General features: G+C 37.4%; 21 protein-coding genes. 2 read left to right on the top strand and 19 right to left on the bottom strand.

The annotated features are described in order from the left end of the window. Positions 1–42: 42 nt before the first annotated feature. The 17 genes from ABDW33_RS24020 to ABDW33_RS23940 all read right to left on the bottom strand — a co-directional run bounded on the left by ABDW33_RS24020 (position 43) and on the right by ABDW33_RS23940 (position 12,244). Positions 43–672, bottom strand: a complete 630-nt coding sequence (locus ABDW33_RS24020; RefSeq protein ID WP_343692644.1) for a hypothetical protein — start codon at positions 670–672, stop codon at positions 43–45. A 43-nt stretch (positions 673–715) separates the two neighbouring features. Further along, positions 716–1,720 carry a hypothetical protein gene (locus ABDW33_RS24015; protein ID WP_343692643.1) on the bottom strand — a complete coding sequence of 335 codons (1,005 nt, stop codon included), beginning with the start codon at positions 1,718–1,720 and terminating at the stop codon, positions 716–718. Positions 1,721–1,731: 11 nt separating this feature from the next. Continuing rightward, a complete protein-coding gene (locus tag ABDW33_RS24010) occupies positions 1,732–2,397 on the bottom strand; it encodes a hypothetical protein (protein WP_343692642.1) in 666 nt (221 codons plus the stop codon). A gap of 10 nt (positions 2,398–2,407) precedes the next feature. Continuing rightward, a complete protein-coding gene (locus ABDW33_RS24005) occupies positions 2,408–2,590 on the bottom strand; it encodes a hypothetical protein (RefSeq protein WP_146971330.1) in 183 nt (60 codons plus the stop codon). Between the two features lie 46 nt (positions 2,591–2,636). After that, on the bottom strand, positions 2,637–3,443 hold the full coding sequence (locus ABDW33_RS24000) for a hypothetical protein (protein WP_343692641.1): 807 nt from the start codon (positions 3,441–3,443) through the stop codon (positions 2,637–2,639). 1 nt (position 3,444) lies between these two features. Continuing rightward, positions 3,445–3,759: a hypothetical protein gene (locus ABDW33_RS23995; RefSeq protein WP_343692640.1), complete on the bottom strand. Its 315-nt coding sequence runs from the start codon at positions 3,757–3,759 to the stop codon at positions 3,445–3,447. Next, positions 3,756–4,220: a hypothetical protein gene (locus tag ABDW33_RS23990; protein ID WP_343692639.1), complete on the bottom strand. Its 465-nt coding sequence runs from the start codon at positions 4,218–4,220 to the stop codon at positions 3,756–3,758. Before ABDW33_RS23990 ends, ABDW33_RS23995 begins: the two co-directional genes overlap by 4 nt. Continuing rightward, positions 4,217–4,597: a hypothetical protein gene (locus ABDW33_RS23985; protein ID WP_146971326.1), complete on the bottom strand. Its 381-nt coding sequence runs from the start codon at positions 4,595–4,597 to the stop codon at positions 4,217–4,219. The genes ABDW33_RS23990 and ABDW33_RS23985 overlap by 4 nt, the downstream gene beginning before the upstream one ends. Positions 4,598–4,674: 77 nt before the next feature. Continuing rightward, the gene (locus ABDW33_RS23980; RefSeq protein ID WP_343692638.1) at positions 4,675–5,403 is read right to left on the bottom strand and encodes a hypothetical protein; all 729 of its coding nucleotides are present in this window, start codon (positions 5,401–5,403) and stop codon (positions 4,675–4,677) included. A gap of 17 nt (positions 5,404–5,420) precedes the next feature. Continuing rightward, entirely contained in the window at positions 5,421–6,053 is a 633-nt protein-coding gene (locus ABDW33_RS23975) for a hypothetical protein (RefSeq protein WP_343692637.1), read from the bottom strand. A gap of 22 nt (positions 6,054–6,075) precedes the next feature. Further along, on the bottom strand, positions 6,076–7,782 hold the full coding sequence (locus ABDW33_RS23970; protein ID WP_343692636.1) for a hypothetical protein: 1,707 nt from the start codon (positions 7,780–7,782) through the stop codon (positions 6,076–6,078). 6 nt (positions 7,783–7,788) lie between these two features. Further along, entirely contained in the window at positions 7,789–8,271 is a 483-nt protein-coding gene (locus ABDW33_RS23965; protein WP_343692635.1) for a hypothetical protein, read from the bottom strand. Further along, positions 8,255–8,509 (bottom strand): hypothetical protein, encoded by a 255-nt coding sequence (locus ABDW33_RS23960; protein ID WP_343692634.1) that lies wholly within the window; start codon positions 8,507–8,509, stop codon positions 8,255–8,257. Before ABDW33_RS23960 ends, ABDW33_RS23965 begins: the two co-directional genes overlap by 17 nt. A 116-nt stretch (positions 8,510–8,625) precedes the next feature. Then, the gene (locus tag ABDW33_RS23955) at positions 8,626–8,853 is read right to left on the bottom strand and encodes a DUF4248 domain-containing protein (protein WP_146971320.1); all 228 of its coding nucleotides are present in this window, start codon (positions 8,851–8,853) and stop codon (positions 8,626–8,628) included. 1,337 nt (positions 8,854–10,190) lie between these two features. Further along, complete coding sequence (locus tag ABDW33_RS23950; RefSeq protein WP_343692633.1) at positions 10,191–10,775, bottom strand: hypothetical protein; 585 nt, start codon at positions 10,773–10,775, stop codon at positions 10,191–10,193. Then, positions 10,759–11,178 (bottom strand): response regulator, encoded by a 420-nt coding sequence (locus ABDW33_RS23945; RefSeq protein WP_343692632.1) that lies wholly within the window; start codon positions 11,176–11,178, stop codon positions 10,759–10,761. The genes ABDW33_RS23950 and ABDW33_RS23945 overlap by 17 nt, the downstream gene beginning before the upstream one ends. A gap of 94 nt (positions 11,179–11,272) precedes the next feature. Continuing rightward, positions 11,273–12,244, bottom strand: coding sequence for a hypothetical protein (locus ABDW33_RS23940; RefSeq protein WP_343692631.1), 972 nt, complete (start codon positions 12,242–12,244; stop codon positions 11,273–11,275). A 484-nt stretch (positions 12,245–12,728) separates the two neighbouring features. Here ABDW33_RS23940 and ABDW33_RS23935 point away from each other — a divergent pair, with 484 nt between their 5' ends. Both ABDW33_RS23935 and ABDW33_RS23930 read left to right on the top strand, forming a co-directional pair. Beyond that, positions 12,729–13,142: a helix-turn-helix transcriptional regulator gene (locus ABDW33_RS23935; protein ID WP_343692630.1), complete on the top strand. Its 414-nt coding sequence runs from the start codon at positions 12,729–12,731 to the stop codon at positions 13,140–13,142. A gap of 385 nt (positions 13,143–13,527) precedes the next feature. Beyond that, complete coding sequence (locus ABDW33_RS23930; protein WP_343692629.1) at positions 13,528–13,752, top strand: hypothetical protein; 225 nt, start codon at positions 13,528–13,530, stop codon at positions 13,750–13,752. A gap of 138 nt (positions 13,753–13,890) precedes the next feature. Here the strand turns inward: ABDW33_RS23930 and ABDW33_RS23925 are convergent, their stop codons facing one another. Together ABDW33_RS23925 and ABDW33_RS23920 are read right to left on the bottom strand one after the other, a co-directional pair. Then, complete coding sequence (locus tag ABDW33_RS23925; RefSeq protein ID WP_343692628.1) at positions 13,891–15,114, bottom strand: DNA-processing protein DprA; 1,224 nt, start codon at positions 15,112–15,114, stop codon at positions 13,891–13,893. Beyond that, complete coding sequence (locus ABDW33_RS23920; RefSeq protein ID WP_343692627.1) at positions 15,111–16,262, bottom strand: phosphoribosyltransferase; 1,152 nt, start codon at positions 16,260–16,262, stop codon at positions 15,111–15,113. The genes ABDW33_RS23925 and ABDW33_RS23920 overlap by 4 nt, the downstream gene beginning before the upstream one ends. Positions 16,263–16,492 lie beyond the last annotated feature (230 nt).

The following is a 16,492-nucleotide window of genomic DNA, read 5'->3' as shown; positions in this document are numbered from 1 at the left end:
GTGATACCCCGCCGGCAAATAGTAATCCTGCAATACTGACCATCAATTTTTTTTTATGATAGACTTACCATCGCCATCAAATATTGGCAGGCTACCATCCGGCAGGCCAGATAAAAGAGTGTAGGTAAAAGAGTTGTTGTAAAGTGCGCGGTGCCTTTCTGCTAATTGGAGAAATACCGAGAAGTCATCAGCATTAGAAAACACCTGGCAACCAGCAGAATACTGATCAATATACTTCGTCGTTCCATTGGCAAGTGCCCTATGGATATTGATCCCAAAAAGTCCGGTCTGTTCCCTGCCTGAATTGTAGTCAGGCTTTCCATCCCTGTTAAAATCCCGTATAACAGTTACTGGCTTTACCTGGACAAGTGCCAGGTACTTCCCCCTGTGCATCCCCAATCCATGGCTACCTGGATATTGACCAGGTTTAAGAATTGCCGTTCCCTGTTCATTGGATGGATTACGTAACCAATATGTACCGGGATCAGTTGTAGCCCTCCAGCTGAAAGCAACCTGCTTTCCCGTATTATCTGTAAATAGCACGTTAATACTGTCATTAAAGACATTAGGAACACTGGTATTATGCCTGACACCGATGATATTTAGCTCCCATGGGCGCACGGCAACCTTATACCCCCTCTGAAGGAGAGCTTCATTTAGAATAGTCTGCATTTTAATGTAGTTTGTAAGTGAAGAATATCGGGGTAACTAGAACTTACAGGTACTTGATGGATTTAGTGGCAACCAGGAAGTACCTTCCTTTGTTTTCGAAAAGCGTATAGTCCAGTTTCTTGGTGACTTCAGCTCCTAAGACAGTCTTCTGAGGTACTTCCATTCTCTCATTAGCATTTATCCACACATTGGCAGGCTCAATGGTGATTAACGTTCTACCATCAATACCATCTAAAAACCATGTGCTTCCGTTGTATCGCAAGCCCATACGAATAAATTGATACCTTATTTGTTCCTTGTCAGATTCTTTGCTAAAACTGCTTAAAAGTCCATTTACAAGGGTCTGCCGGACACCACGAAGCCGTAGTTGAGAAAAAGCCGCGCTAACTTGCTTATAATCCTCTTTTGTATTCATTTGCTTTAACAAGCCTAAAACCGTTGATAAATTAGATGTCGTGGCCGCTGCTAGAAATTTTGAAGCCAATGCTGATTTATCTGTAGCGCTACCACTCCCTTGTACAAAAACATAATAGGTACTTTCATCAATAACTGCTGGTAAACCAGCTTTTACCAAAGCAGCGACTGTTTCAGAACCAAAATCCCCATCTGCACCATACTTAGGTAAAATGGATACCCCGTATTTACTAATCAATGCCTGCTGAAGTGCTTTGACTAATTGCCCTTTACTGCCCTTTTTCAATGGAAAGCTGTTATTCGATTGGGATGTAGTTGAAGAAGTTGTTGCTTTCCCTGATCCTTGGCTGGTATTAACAGGCGTTAAAAATACCGGTGTTGCAGGTGTATCCGTATACGATGTTGTGGATGGGTAAACCGAAGCAGTGGGCCGTAAAATCGTATTTAAATCAGCAGATGTACTACTGGTTTTCTTCTTCTTCCGCAGGTACTGCCATCCCAAATATCCCAGTATCCCGGTTGCAGCTACTGCCAGTGTAGTTAACACGATATTACTTTTCGCCTGCTTCTTTCCCGCCTTCCTGTTCATCGTATTACCGGAAGTACTTTTAGCTTTTACCCCACTTTTTTTCATAAAGATTCGTATTACGGTTTACTTCTAATAATAGACATCATTGGATCATATTCCCAAAATTCCAATTCACTCTTCAGATCACTTTCCAGGTCATTGCCATAAGTCTGCCTGTAGATGGCGGCTACCTGGTCGTATACAGCCTTTGATGGTATCTCAATGAATACAGCTTTAACTGCACTCTCATCAGTTCCAGGGAAAGGACCATAGTGAATGTCAAAGGCAGCTTTGAGACGCTGTGCCCAGGAAAGATATTGAGTAGGACCAATCATAGCAGAAGAGGATGAATTTAAAGTATCTGGTTTGCCAGCGATAATGGCTAATAGCTCATTATACTCAGTGGTCTGTAGCTCATCCTGCATATCCCTCATCATGGTACGATTGTATAATCGTGAATAACTATTCATTACCTTCACGAAATCCTCCTTACTTGGAATACTTCGAATAGTATCTCGCAACGCTTCTACATCCGTACCCCACCAACCATCATTTTCAAAAGCCATCTTTACCTGTTTGGCAAAAGCAGGAATACTGCCACTCTCAAAGGTTTTCTGTTCTTCATTATTCGCCCTGTTATTCAGAACTATTTTCCTTCCAATAATAAATGCTCCACCTAATACCACTATCCCAATGAGACTATATTGAATTTTTTCCCGGGTTGTAAGTGCGTCTTTTCCCATCTTACAATAGTTAAACTCCTAAAAATTGCTTGGCTATCGCGGTTTTGCTGGCATCCGTTTTAAGAACGTGGGCCATTTTTGCAAGTTCAGCAGCTGTTAGATGGCTGGCCAAGGTGGCAAATGCTGAAATCTTATCTTTTGCTTCATTCTCACTGGAAGCCTTAATCTTGATATTATAACTGTACTCTTTCATGTTGGAATGGATTTAATAATTGAATTAATTATGTTTGAGCTATTCTTTAATGTCCAAGGTATGCGAGAACAGATGCAATTTTTTCAGGACTATTTGCCAGGACATCCATGATGGTAAAAACTGATATCATTTGTTGCTCATTAAATCGCTCCTGCATTTGGGCGATAAGAGATAACCGGTTACGGGTAATTTCATCGGGGTGCTCGTCATTAGATCGCTCAAAGCTCACCGATGCTTCGGGCAATGGAGTAGGCGCGGAATTAATAGGTGCCTCAGCGCCTAACAAACCTGCTAGTGCCGCTCCGCCTGGCAATTTGGATGCGTGCTGTTGTACCAGCCCCTTTAACACCACACTGGCTACCTCTCCCAGGGATACCGCATTGGTATATCGTTTATCCTCCATTTCCTTAATACGATTCTGCAAAACATCAGCGTATTCTTCTGCTTCAGTCAGCTGAGTTTGCATATCCTTCAGTTTCTCTCTCATTCTATTCAATTCATACTCACGTTCCTTCTCTTCCATCTTCTGCGCTATCATCTGGTCTATCTCCCCTAAACCATTTAGGGTTGTGCTAGTCCTGTTGCCATTATCTGCATTTAGAATAAAAGAATACCGGGTATTCCTGTTCGTATTAGGACCGTCATAAATTAATATGCTCAAATTCCTTGTTGAATCTTTTATCTCCTGTTCATATTCATCAAACTCAGAAATATCATCGGTCCTGGAGACAATATGAAATCCGTCAACCTTTATTTCATAATCACGTGGGCGATTTTTATCAGCTTCACGTTGAAGAAAGCGTTTAAGGAAATCTACTTTCTGTTGATCAAATTTTTCTTCTATTAGTGGCATATTATGGATGTATAATTACCTGTAAAAATTCAATGTGTTGTCTATGATTGGCATAATTCTCCACTTCGATATTCCCCATGTGCTCATACTGCAACTCGTTAACTGTGTCTACTGTGAGGTCATATATACCAAAAGCACTCTGCACCCGAATCATAACAGCAGGGTTAATGAGCAAAAACATATGAGAATCGGCCTGGATAGTGACGGTTTGCCTGGGCCTTAATACATAGTGCCTCAGCCTTATGTAATAGCTGTTAGCATAACCTAGCTCCCTCATTCTTCCATCAATAAATTGCTGGGCAATTGCTGTAGTCATTTTCGATTAACTTGAATCCATAATGTGATGCTTACCCTATATGCTATATCCTTTGCCAGTGTTTCTCCTAATACATCCTTATAATTCGCATAGAAGCAGTTACAAGAGGGTAGGAAAATTGTTTCTGGGGAGTTCATTCCCCGCTGAGCAAGTCCATTCTTTTGCAATAAGGTCGGCTTGGTAAATCCTGCCTGGTACGTTGTAAGGCTCAAATCTGATTTCAGTGCCTGGGAAGATTCAAATTTGCATATGGTATTATAACACCCATTAGCTTTTCCAGTGGCCTGAAATTGTAAGAAACCTACCTGCCCCGTTCCTGTAGCCTTCACGTCCTGCATTAGCTGGACACTACTAGTCACTCCTGTAATTGCAATGACATCCCTGGAAATATTTAGCTGGAAATATTGATGTTCTCCAGCCCGCGTTATTAACAGGGTATGAACTATTATTTCTTCCCTCATAACTCTACCTGTTCGCAGTCCAAATAAAGGCTCACCCTGTATGATTCAAATGTCATGCGCGTATCATTACTATCTTTGTATTCCATTCTCACCAAACCATTACCAACGGGAATATTAGTAACATAATACCTGGCGTTCGGGGATACGTTTATACCACACATCAACAGTTTCGTTTCATAATTCTCCGGAAATATTTCCTGTTTGTTGACCTCGATCCGCTGAGAACCTCTATAGTAGAGTAGATCTTCTTTATCAGCGGTCAATAGTATTCCTTTAATAAAAGTGATATTCTTATCCAATTCGAACGTCTGTGAAAAGATCCTATCACTAGCGGTAACAGCGATATCAAATCTCTTTTTAACAATGGTAGTAGCCATAAAATGATTTTTTAGGATTAGGATATATGGCAGCAGATGGAAATCTGCCGCCTGATAAAACTTAAATAAAGGAACAATTAAGGCGTAGTTATCGTACCATGAAGACCCGCATATATGTACGTATTAGCCGGAAGCCCTTCTGTAGTTCCTAACTCTACAGTCAGTTCGATTAAAACGTCATCAACAATCAACCGGGGATTTGCCAATTTGTAATAACCTACCGGAACCTGGGTATATTGATCCGTTCTGAATACGTAATTAGATGTTTCCGGAACTATCTGCTTTTTATTATACTTCACATTAAACTCCCCATTAAGTAATGCGGAATAATTTTCCAGCCCTACATACTTGGTTGAGAGTACCTGATCTTTTCCACTGCTTGCAGCGGTACCGGCTAGCAGGTATATACCAGATACTAATAATGCCTGGTTTTTGGGTAGCTTCGCATTGGAGATATTACGAAATCCAACTTCACGGTCATCCTGCGTCTCCCACATCTTAATAGTCTTGGAATTAACTGGTTTAATTGAATAGATCAAGGTATCTGCCAGGCGAAGATCACCCTTGACTAACGCTTCTTTAATGGAGGCGGGTAATTCACCAAAAAACTTTTCCATTTCCGCACGGGAACCTTTTGAAGGAGCACCAGTAGAAGCCAGTTTATTAACCGTACGCTGCCTTTTCACTGGATTCATCCTTTTTAACTCTCCCATCAATTCATCGCCGTCAGACCCATCTAATCCAAGTAATGCACCAGAGTTATTATATTCTTCAAGTGGACCATTTAATCCGTCTAAACCGAGCATAGTGTGTATTTTAAAGGTTATAAATTATAATCTGAAACATCCCCTAAATCAGATAGATCTGCAATTGGGCCTTCTATACCAGGGAAACTATAATCTGGTGATACACCTCCCTGTAGCTGAAGCCTGGACATGGCGCTATTCTCAATCTGATCTTCAATAGCATTTAACCCCTCAATACCTGCAATCTCATTTGCGTAGTTAAAATATTGAAGGCCTCCAATCCCGGATACTGTGGATGCAGCTGTGCCCGTTTTATTCTTAATAAACTTATCGATATAGAGTTTTTGGGAGAAAGTATCTTTAAAGGCGACAACTCTATCTTTAAAACCAAGTAGGCTATCATCCTCTATACCACTTACAGATGACTGGGTTTGAAATCCGTTGGCGGCCATCATACCTACCCCCAAAAGACTTATTGCTTTATTGCCGACAAAATGTCCCAGTCCAGTTACCCCGATGCCGATTAATAATGATGGCTTACCAATAGCCGACCCTAACAGACCGCCGCCCAGGACACCGATTAATAATTCCTTCCCTGTCTCAATTACACTATTCTTTAAATCTCCTTTAGTATCCAATGTTCGGGCAATAGCCTGATAATGGGTCTGCTGCGCTTTTTTAGCATAACGATTACTTGTTTTCTTACTCATATAATAATAGTTTTCACATTATTTACATTAAGGCAACTTTTGTCTTCCTCTTATAATTCTTTCGCTTCTTCTCATTCTTTGGCTTCGCGCTGGCAGGAATTCCATTGAGGTGTTGCTTCCCGGTATGATCGCCTGTATTTAGCATTTTCATTCCGACTGTGATAGCGGCAATAGCGCCAACACCAATTACAGCAGGTAACAACCATTTTTTGTTCTTTTCCCAAAATCCCTGGGAAACTTTAGCCGCCGTGGTTGTATTCGCAGCATCTGAAACAGCAAGTGAAGAGGATGTCGAAACGGGCAATAGTGAAGAGTCAGACGAAGTATCATCAATATCATCTGATGCAACCCTTGCAGATGAGCTATTAGATGGTGCCGATGAATCATAAGAACTATTCTCGCTTTCATCACTGGTTACTGGTGCTGCAGAGGAACTGGATGATGTATTTGAAGCAACAACGGTCGTAACTGGCGAGGTGGCTGTTGGAGTTTCCGCTGCTTCTTTATCAGCAGCAGCCGTTTCAGTGTCGGAGAAGTCTTCAGATCCTTTTTGCCCCCCACCAAATATGTTTCCAATGCCCTTGATGATCTTTGATAACGCTGCGATGGCTGCAGAAGCTGCCGCAATTGCAGCGCCAGTAGCAGGCTCTCCCAGCTCTCCAAAACCTTCAAATCCCTCCATTCCATTCACATTTTCGTCATAATAGATGTCTGGACCAAGTAGTGTAGCAAGCGGAGTAATGCTGTTCATATATAAGACTGAAGCATCACTATCAACAAAACCCAACCCCGCTACAGCAACCTCTTTATTCTTATTGCCTTTACCTTTAAGAATGGCCTTCTTCAGGTTCTTGGGATTCCCACCAGCTGTTTCAAAGATTGATTCTAATTTTTCCCGGACCTTCACCAATTTGTCGAACTTATCCTTGATAATACCCCGATTCACTGCTTCTTCAGGTGACAGGTAAGCATACTTAATCCTGGATGCTACCTTGAACAAGTTCAGTTTCATTGCAGCAAGGACACCGTTTCTCAACAAAATTGTAGCTGGATTTATCTTATTAATCTTACTCAGAACTTTCTTGAAAAAACCTTTCTTCTTTTTCTTTTTCGCTGCTGCTCCTAACTCCCCTATATTTCCATCAAATACAAGATCATTACCTCGCTCACCTACTCCCTGCAGGCCGTCTAAATATTGTAGATCCATAACTATATCTTTTTTTTCACTAAATGGTACCTCGTAGTTAAAATGATCTGTTACGCAGTCTATAATGATCATTTTACCCTTATCATTTACCACTGGATAAATATGCTGAAAATGATCACGCTGATACTTAGTAATTCTAAGACTATGAGGAATCCGAAGGTTACTTAAAATGCTGCTTATAAATGTGCTATAACAGTCACAATCCACCCCTGTTTTCCTGTCAGCCCATGTGCGACTTGGGCTACGTATCTGTTCCAAACCTTCTGCATCTTTCTGGTATGCCACGTTGTTATAAACAAAGTGCCAGATATTCTTACAGGTATCATATACAGTGGAACCAGATAATTGCTGTGCAATTCTTGAGGTCTGAGATAGAGTTTTCCCAACTACCTTATGAATAAATGAAACAGTATCCTCCAGGGTGGCATTTTCCACAACTGTTTTATCTCTATTCATTGCTGGCGGGAAAAGGTAGTCGTACTCTCTTCCCGGGTAAACCTTTCTTCTTGTAGCAGCCTGCATATCCAATTACTTTTTCAATGTTATTTCCTTCTGGTCGTTATAAGGCACACGTGACCAGCCTAAATCAATAGTAGTAATCGTCTCCACCTTCACTGTTATTGATTCCTTGTTGAGTAAAGCCTTAATGACATCATAGGCAACTGAAAAGAAGCTCATGGTAGATATTTCAACCTGGATGTTGTCAATCTTGACCTGACCGAATGCTGGAACAGTAATATCCTTATCAATAACCTGGCTACTTCCAAGAATGGAATCTTTATGGCTTATCTTCACATATGGGAACTTCACTTTGAAGCTTGCCCCAGTTGGATTCTTCAGTAAAGCATCAATACGGATTGACAGACCAGAAAGTGATAGAGAATGAATTGTTGCAGTGGGGACAACTTCTAATTGTACGGAAGCCCGTCGCATATTGGCGAAATAACTTATAATGGCTATTACTCCGGCTCCAACTGCTGTACCCATTATTAATTTATTCAGTGTTGCCATTTTCTTTATTTGTTTTTTTGTGATGTACGCGCTTGTATCGGGTACTAATTACTTTCCGCTTCCGCCTTCGCTGTATATACTCACCTGCAAGCTTAAAAGCTAGCCATATGGCCCCACCGGTTAATGCCTTTAAAGCATATTCAAACAAACCGGTCATATCAATATTGGCCAGGAGAATCGTTGCAGGCAATAGGATATTATTAAGAGAGGAATCGCCGTGGTTTGTTTCTGTTCTCATAATGTAGTTTTTATTGTTTTGTAGTACAAAGTTCCGACGATGGCAAATGACGGTGTCCTGATTATGTTGAATTATGCAGGATTATGTCGAATTATGTAGATTTATGTCGAATTATGTCAAATATTACTATCCCTGAACTCCAAATCACCGGGTAATCCCAACCTGTTAATAATAATCAGCACCTGGTTAACGGTGTACATATGGCCTACCCGTTCACCAATCAATGGAAGATGTGGTTTCAACCATCTGTTGAAGGTCCGGTAGTTTACCTTATATAATTTGGCGAGTTGCGCCGTATTATATGCGCGTAGTTCGAAAATGACCTTTGGATTATTGGTACTCATAAATCTTTGATTGGTGGGTTAATAAGTAGTTGAACAATAACATTATTCCATAACTGGATGAGGTCATATTCCCTCAATGAAAGGAGCTTTGCAGCGCAGCTTTTCAATATTTTATCAGAGGGGCATACCATGTACCGCAATAAGTGCCTGGCAAAAACCTTGATTCCTTTATAATATCCTTTGACCAGCTTTCTCTTTTCCCTAACTGACCTATATAAATCATCATAGCTAGAGATTCCGTCCGGAAATTCAGGATTAAACCAAAGTGACGGTAGATCTATCCACCTTGAGTTATCGTTACGTACCGTTTTATACGATAGAAGTAATCGTTCTATCATCTTTATGAAATTCCGATCTACAAAAGGTTTGCTAAGGATATTCCAGATAGCATTTTTCGCATATAAGACTTCTGCTGCGGGTAAACGGTCGTAACACCAAAATGCCTTGTAGCTTAGTACCCAGCATGCATGCACATATGGGTGGTCTAATGGAATAGTGGGAGAATTGTTAATTGGAATTATCTTACTCATTGTGGCATTTGTTTCCACAAAGATGACTATCGCCAAAAACTCAATGCCCTAATTAGGTTGTTTTAGGTAGAAACGGGTAATATTTGGTTGTTTTTTGCAGGTTTTAGTCGGATTGGGAATCTTTGGGCAATTTTGGGCAAATTCCACCATAACCTATTTACAAAGGATTCGAATTCCATTCGGAAGAATTTGAAAGCGAATAAAACCGGGTTTAAATCGTAATGGGATATGTATAGAAATACCGTTCCAGTATAGCTATTATGTTATGAAAAACTTCAAATAAAAGCTGCATGGAAATACAGCATCATTAGTTATAACGAAATCTAAGTTTCGGTTCAACTACTTTACTTCCTTTAAATTAGTATCCAGTTTGGTAATAACGATCTTATTAGGAGATAATCTTACTTTAATCTTGTCCCCAACATGAAACTTATATTGGTATAGCCAACTTCCACCGAATTTGATTATGGGTATATCCGCATATGTATAACTGTTAGAAGCCGTTTTAAAATTCAATCTACGGAATCCCTGCACCTGAAGGATTTTGACCGGATTCTCCTTTTTACTGACAATCCTTTGGGCCTTCTTTGTGCTTTGTTTTTTCTTTCTATACATGATGCGATTTTACATTTTAAAAATTTTAGCGAAACCAATGGCGGGTATCACCCGCTCATTGGTCGCTGAACATCCACAAAATGATTTGGATATATACACATACGGGGTGGAAAAGCATAGGCCAAATAGACATTTAGCCTATTTTTCTTCACTTTTATATGCGTATGGATTATCGTTAAACTTTGTTTTTTATTAGCTATTCAATTTGATCTTCCATTTTATAGCCCTGTTACAAACCTGATCAACAGCAATTAATTTTTGATAAATTGGAATGATTAGTCCTATTTGCTTTTTATTAAATACCGCATAGGTATCATAGTCATTCGCAACCGGGACCATCCTTTTATAATCAAAAACCTTTTCTTCCCACTTAAGTTTTTCACACACCTTTTGCTTAAATTGTAAGGGCGAATCAACCAACCCTCTTATTAAATCCTCCATTATATTCATCGAATATGAATACGGAGATTGAATATCATGTCGAGGATCTTTATAAAAACCCCGCAACCTCGTCTTCCAACCCTCTGCCCTGGAGGACATATGTTCTATACCTATGAACTGGTTATAAGTCCGTAAAATGAGACTTACCACCTTGCCTGAAAAGAAATCAGCATTTCCCTTTTCGTTTACCATATTAATTTTCGTCATATACAGTAAATCGGCTTCTCCGTATTTTAATGTCTTGCAAATAGCTGACTTGTAAATAGCCGCTGATTGCTCCAGGGAAATGGATAGATCATTCAGGAAGTTGTTGGAGTATTTAGTTGCTTCTTTCATCAGTCTTACCTTTTAAATACTTTTGAATTGTGGCCTTTAGTCCAGATCGGCTAATAGGCTTCTTTAAAAACTGAACAATCCTCACTTCCTTTATTTCCGAAATAGCTTCTGTTTGGGAATCACCATACAGAAGAATAATAGGAATCTCTGCTAATGGGCTGTTTTGGAAATAGGCAATAAAGGCAGGATCATAAAATTCCCTGGTCCACTCGGTTAATATAAAATGAGGTGGACCCATTATAGTGTAATTCTTATATTCCTCTATTGCCATCTGAAGATTAGAACAAAAGATGGGTATATGGATTCCTAAGCTATCCAGTATTTCCCCTAATTTTTCCCTGGTAGTAGGATTTTCATCAACTAAACAAATGGATATGCCTGTTTTAAGGTGGCGTGATATCATGATAGTTATTTTAACAATGGATTAAATCGAAAATTTAAGGTACCGGTGAATGAGGAGTCAAGTACCGGGATACGCGGTGTCATTTAAAGAATCCCTAATTTGTACCTGCAACAGGGATCTTAGCAGTAAAAACTGTTTCAGCGGAATTGCTGACAACGTGTATGCTCCCCCTTAATTCACTAATTATCTTTTGTGATAGATATAACTTCCTTTCCTGGTCGTATGTGAAAGGCCAATCGTTAAGGAAATCTACTGGCTGAAATAACTCTCCGATAAGATCCGGGTGGATTGGTTCGCAATTACATTTAACCGAGAAAATTATATTTTCATGCTCCTCATGATTTTCAGAATGTATACCTACAGATACCAATTGACCAGGTGTAGCATAATAAAATCCTAAGTGCAAAAGATTAGTTACTACAATATTCAACATGTGAATATCCGTAGAAATAATCCTTGAATACTTCAGCGTGTTTGTGATCTCCAATATTTTACCCATCGTTTCCTCATACAACCTAAATGGAGCAGTTACTTCGTCGATGAATAATGCCAGGTTAATACTATCCTTTGTGGGTAAGAAAGAAAAATCATCCTTTGAAATAGTTAGGCTCTTTACTACCGCCTTCAGCGATTCACTAGATTGACTTACAATCATCCGAAATGTGCTTATGAAATAAGCTATCTCTGGTTTAATAGCAAACAATTTCATCTCATGAGTCTCCATAATCATATCCATGGACATTTTTGCCACTTTCATCCTGAGTTCAAGCATATTTAAAAACTCGACAAGGAACGTGGATATACCGGGATGGATTCCCTTGTCCTTATATGGACTTACGAATCCTGCTCTATCCCTATATTTTACTAATAGAAGACTAGCCTCAATAATTCGCCTAATGAGATCATTCGCTGCAGATTGGCCTGGTACTGTATATGCCTCCTTAATAAGGTCAGGAATTTCATAAACTATAAAAATGCGTGTCAAGGCTAACATAGGGTCAGCCATCTCATTATCTGTAAGCATAGAGGTAGCAGCCCACTTGTCAGGGGAATTCACTTTCTCCATTATTATAAATTTTAATTGATGAGAAATAAGGCAATAGGAAGAAGTTCCAGGATTTAGATCCTAGGTACTATTTCATTTGTATTAACCCCAAAAATATAATCAGTATTTTTGTACGATATAGGAACAGGAATACTCGCCGCTTTTAAATAAAAAAAGCGCAGGGCCATACTTGTCGCCGTGAGCCTGTCGAAGGGCGTATGCAGACAAGATGGCACCCACGCGGTAACGTGAGCACCCTTCTTATCATCCTAGCATACTTGAAATTTTCGACAGTTCACGGCTTGGATAATGTAAGAAGCGAGCTTCAAATAAGATTTTGAGGTTGCAATAATACAAAAACTATCCTGTATCTAAATTAGACAAGCGCATTTTGTAAATCATTTAATCAGTTTAATAATTTCTACAACCAAGTTAAGAAATATAAAATACATGGGCAATACCATGTGACAAATAATTTAAAATTATTTCTTTTCGCCACAAAAAAATGGCTAAAAAGAATCATACAAGAATTATCCATAATGTAACTGATAATCAAAAAGATGAGTCAGCCATAATCAACAATAAAAAGGAAGAAAAAATTAAAGGAAATATTTTAAAACCAAAAGAAGAAAGAAAGCGGGTTCCAGTAACAGAGAATCTAAAGTCTCCTATTAATCAACACGTTATTGATATTGTAAGGGCTAAAAGAAAGGTTTTAAAATTAAGCCAAACTAAACTAGCTATCGCCGTAGGGTTCACAGAATCATTTGTTGGCCACTGTGAAAATCCAAATAGGCCAGAAAAATACAATTTAGATCACATAAACATTTTAGCTGCTTTCTTTAAATGCTCCGTCAAAGATTTCTTTCCAGATGAACCTTATAAAGTTTCAGATTCTGAAAATATTCAATTAGGCTAATTTGGACAAATTCCCCCTTTACAAGCACCAATACTAATAACTTCAAAGAGTCTACGATTTGTTAATTTTCATACAAAAAAAATATTTTAAAAATACATTTACATTAATTATCAATTTATTGAAATTTCAATATTTTCTAAATGCTTTCAAACCTTAATTTCATTTGATTTTTTGGTATAAATTTAGTATCAAGAACAATAATCCTGAGACTGAAAAACTTGCAAATTAAATGCTACTGAATGAATTGCAATAATTTTTAGTTTATTCATTAACGTTGTAAAAACAATTATTATCGCACAACAAATAATTTAAAGATTTATACCATTAGACACACCCAACATTCGATCAAACCTATATCCATTTAACCCATTAAACAGCTGGTCACATGAAATCTAAACCTATTCCCTCGACCAAGGGATTAACCGCCTACAAGAAAGGGGAGATAGCAGACTTATATGGTGTTACCTTAAAGGTATTTAACCGATGGCTTCAGCCACATAATAAAAATATCGGTAAATGCGAAGGACAATACTATAATATCAAACAAATTAAATACATGCTAAAAGAATTCGGACGGCCAGATTCAATGAAAGGATTAAAACTTAAATAAAAAATTTTGGTTTTTATATAAACCACATATAAATACCAAACATATAATTACATATAACTTCCTTACTATCATTTTATTAAAAAATTTTAGGACCATAAAATTAATATCCGCGATTGAGATATCCACCGATCTTGATTGTTAATCTCCATTTTTTGTTAACTGTTCTATTTTTTTTATTCCAGTATTCATTACAAAGACAATAATTTTTTCTATGTCTTTTTTTGAAAGAAAGGAATACTGTTGTATATATTTAAAAGCAATGTTTTGGAAACGAGCGGTAAGTTCCTTGTTAATATTATTTATATTTTCTCTTAGGAAATGAGATCCTTTATATTTTAAATTATGATTTATATACTCAATTCCATAACTCATCATTTCATTCATGATATCATCAAGGATATTATTTTTTCTTATCTTATCACTTGGAATGTCCGTAAATTTTATATTGTTATTACTATTGATTTTCTGATTGCCATACTTACGTTCATCTAATTTTTTAACAACATCATCATAATTAAAATTTTGATCTAAAATTGAAAGATTTTCATACTTGTCCTCCAATAGCACACGTATACCTTCATAGGCAGCAAGGTTACTATAACTTGGATCAGGTCTGATTATAAATAATCTTCTTTTTTGTTGAATACAAAACTGAACACTATGCATGGTTCCTGACTTAAGGCCCATTTCGATTGGCATTACTATATCACTAATTCCTGTTTGGAGTCGATTCCTCTGTACAAATCCCTTTTTTCCTAAATTTATTCCCAATGGCAACTCTGTCATTATTCCTCCTCCTGATTCAATTATTCTATTAGCTAAACTTAAATGATCCTTAGGATAAATGTGGTCAAGAGCATTGGGTAATATTGCAAGAGTGTAAGCTTTATTTGATAACGCAGACTCATGAGCTAATTTATCAATACCATAAGCTAAGCCAGAAATAATTCCATACTGTTGTTCAGAAAATACCTTTACAACATGACTTACAGTTTTACTAGCAAAAGAACTAATTTCACGGGTTCCAATAACCGCTATATTTTTGTTTTGAGGTAAATTTCCTTTAATAAATAATAGCGGAGGCGGATTTCTAATAGATTCTAATTGTTTGGGATAATCATTGTCTCCAATTTTCACAAAGCGAATACCTCGGAACTTCATCTCTTCATATCGTTCAGACGTAATTTGAAGAAGCTCAAACAGACTAATATTAGATACATTTTCAGAGCGTTCCTGTTTATATCGTCGATAATCATCAATAAAATCTTCAACATTCTCATACTGAAGACCTTTGTAGATTTCCGCGATACTATACCCGGTTAAGTAAGTCAAAAATAATATATCAAAATTTTTATCTCTCATTTCATCAATTGGCCTAATGTCTGAATAAATTCACTATTCCCTTTATAATTAAAGGTTCCGGTTAAGGTTGTATGATTCAATTTCGAAGCTTTAAAGTCACCAAAAGGGTCACCCACAATATTATAATTATATTTATGATATTCCTTACCAAATTTTCCTAAAGTAATAAAAATTAATTTTGCCACCCCCGCTTTTTCCAATAGATTTCTTGCTGTTTCGCAGCTAGTTCCATATGTTGTAAAGTCATCAATTATACAAACTGTTTTACCCTTCAATTTATTTTCATAATAAGGGTTTAGTCGAACAGTTAAAAGTTGAAGATCACACGCTTCTTCAATTCTTTTAGCGGCAGGCCGTCCCTGACGTTTAACTGCTGGAGTATGACGAATAATGATAGGTTCTTTACTTATTCCTTTATAAGATTGTCTTGCTTTATCTTTAAAATACTCTAAGTCCATATTAGGCCCAGTACCTGAACTTGGATAAATCCCCCAATAATCAACCTTTTCAAATTCCTTTACAATACCATAAGTACTAACTAAAAAATAAACCATAAATGGCATTCTGTATGTAGCATCTCCATCCTTCAAACATTGCTTAAAAAAGTTATTGATATCAATTTCACTCTGACTTTTATTAAATGTATTGGCATCAGTTAAAGCGTACATCTTGGTTTTTTCGGACACTTCTACTTGATAATACCACTCTCCATTGAAATCCGTAAATGTTTTAAAGAAATTACCTAGGGCAATAGAACTTTCAATAGGAATACCATATTTCTTTTCATATAGTAACTCACCAGGATTATTCTCAAACGCATACTTCGCACGTAATAACAATAATTTGGAGTTAGCAGCCTGCTGTACATCCTTATCTTTTGCTGCTAATACAATGAAGTCTTTGGTATCAACATCAAATTGCTTTTTTAAATATTCAATCAGCTTGGGACTTCCCCTTAGTTCATTTTTTAAATGTATTGGATTAAATTCCTTAGGAATTTTGTCTAATCCTTTACCTGATCGTGAAACTACAATTATTAAGGTTTGCTCACTTTTGTTGAATTCATTTAAAACTTGTAATAATCTTGGAAAAAACTGTTTTCTCTGATTATCCAACAATGCATCAGGAGTAGTTAATAATATTTTCACAGCAACATTTTTAGAATCAAAATGTCAAAATAGTTATAATATATAGGGGTATAATGTCTTTTAATAACTGATCCTATTCACCAAATTTGAAAGATCAGAATTTAAAAACATGGAATTTATTTTAGATACACATTACCTGATCAAATATCGGAAAACAGAATGATAAATGTCTAAACACTGAAGGTATTATTTTTCACTCAATATCAAAACCTGATTGAAAATGATATTAA

Source organism: Chitinophaga sp., assembly GCF_039596155.1.
Taxonomy (GTDB): Bacteria; Bacteroidota; Bacteroidia; order Chitinophagales; family Chitinophagaceae; genus Chitinophaga.
The sequence above is the reverse complement of the archived record's forward strand: the minus strand, read 5'-3'. Positions and strand labels throughout refer to the sequence as shown.

What these genes read in the sequence shown, in the direction of transcription:
- ABDW33_RS23990 (WP_343692639.1), bottom strand. Translation starts at nt 4,220, where the DNA reads ATGAGGGAAGAAATAATAGTTCATACCCTGTTAATAACGCGGGCTGGA.
- ABDW33_RS23930 (WP_343692629.1), top strand. Translation starts at nt 13,528, where the DNA reads ATGAAATCTAAACCTATTCCCTCGACCAAGGGATTAACCGCCTACAAG.
- ABDW33_RS24010 (WP_343692642.1), bottom strand. Translation starts at nt 2,397, where the DNA reads ATGGGAAAAGACGCACTTACAACCCGGGAAAAAATTCAATATAGTCTC.
- ABDW33_RS23955 (WP_146971320.1), bottom strand. Translation starts at nt 8,853, where the DNA reads ATGAGTACCAATAATCCAAAGGTCATTTTCGAACTACGCGCATATAAT.
- ABDW33_RS23970 (WP_343692636.1), bottom strand. Translation starts at nt 7,782, where the DNA reads ATGCAGGCTGCTACAAGAAGAAAGGTTTACCCGGGAAGAGAGTACGAC.
- ABDW33_RS23925 (WP_343692628.1), bottom strand. Translation starts at nt 15,114, where the DNA reads ATGAGAGATAAAAATTTTGATATATTATTTTTGACTTACTTAACCGGG.
- ABDW33_RS24020 (WP_343692644.1), bottom strand. Translation starts at nt 672, where the DNA reads ATGCAGACTATTCTAAATGAAGCTCTCCTTCAGAGGGGGTATAAGGTT.
- ABDW33_RS23985 (WP_146971326.1), bottom strand. Translation starts at nt 4,597, where the DNA reads ATGGCTACTACCATTGTTAAAAAGAGATTTGATATCGCTGTTACCGCT.
- ABDW33_RS23945 (WP_343692632.1), bottom strand. Translation starts at nt 11,178, where the DNA reads ATGATATCACGCCACCTTAAAACAGGCATATCCATTTGTTTAGTTGAT.
- ABDW33_RS24015 (WP_343692643.1), bottom strand. Translation starts at nt 1,720, where the DNA reads ATGAAAAAAAGTGGGGTAAAAGCTAAAAGTACTTCCGGTAATACGATG.
- ABDW33_RS24005 (WP_146971330.1), bottom strand. Translation starts at nt 2,590, where the DNA reads ATGAAAGAGTACAGTTATAATATCAAGATTAAGGCTTCCAGTGAGAAT.
- ABDW33_RS23940 (WP_343692631.1), bottom strand. Translation starts at nt 12,244, where the DNA reads ATGGAGAAAGTGAATTCCCCTGACAAGTGGGCTGCTACCTCTATGCTT.
- ABDW33_RS23980 (WP_343692638.1), bottom strand. Translation starts at nt 5,403, where the DNA reads ATGCTCGGTTTAGACGGATTAAATGGTCCACTTGAAGAATATAATAAC.
- ABDW33_RS23935 (WP_343692630.1), top strand. Translation starts at nt 12,729, where the DNA reads ATGGCTAAAAAGAATCATACAAGAATTATCCATAATGTAACTGATAAT.
- ABDW33_RS23960 (WP_343692634.1), bottom strand. Translation starts at nt 8,509, where the DNA reads ATGAGAACAGAAACAAACCACGGCGATTCCTCTCTTAATAATATCCTA.
- ABDW33_RS23975 (WP_343692637.1), bottom strand. Translation starts at nt 6,053, where the DNA reads ATGAGTAAGAAAACAAGTAATCGTTATGCTAAAAAAGCGCAGCAGACC.
- ABDW33_RS24000 (WP_343692641.1), bottom strand. Translation starts at nt 3,443, where the DNA reads ATGCCACTAATAGAAGAAAAATTTGATCAACAGAAAGTAGATTTCCTT.
- ABDW33_RS23965 (WP_343692635.1), bottom strand. Translation starts at nt 8,271, where the DNA reads ATGGCAACACTGAATAAATTAATAATGGGTACAGCAGTTGGAGCCGGA.
- ABDW33_RS23950 (WP_343692633.1), bottom strand. Translation starts at nt 10,775, where the DNA reads ATGAAAGAAGCAACTAAATACTCCAACAACTTCCTGAATGATCTATCC.
- ABDW33_RS23995 (WP_343692640.1), bottom strand. Translation starts at nt 3,759, where the DNA reads ATGACTACAGCAATTGCCCAGCAATTTATTGATGGAAGAATGAGGGAG.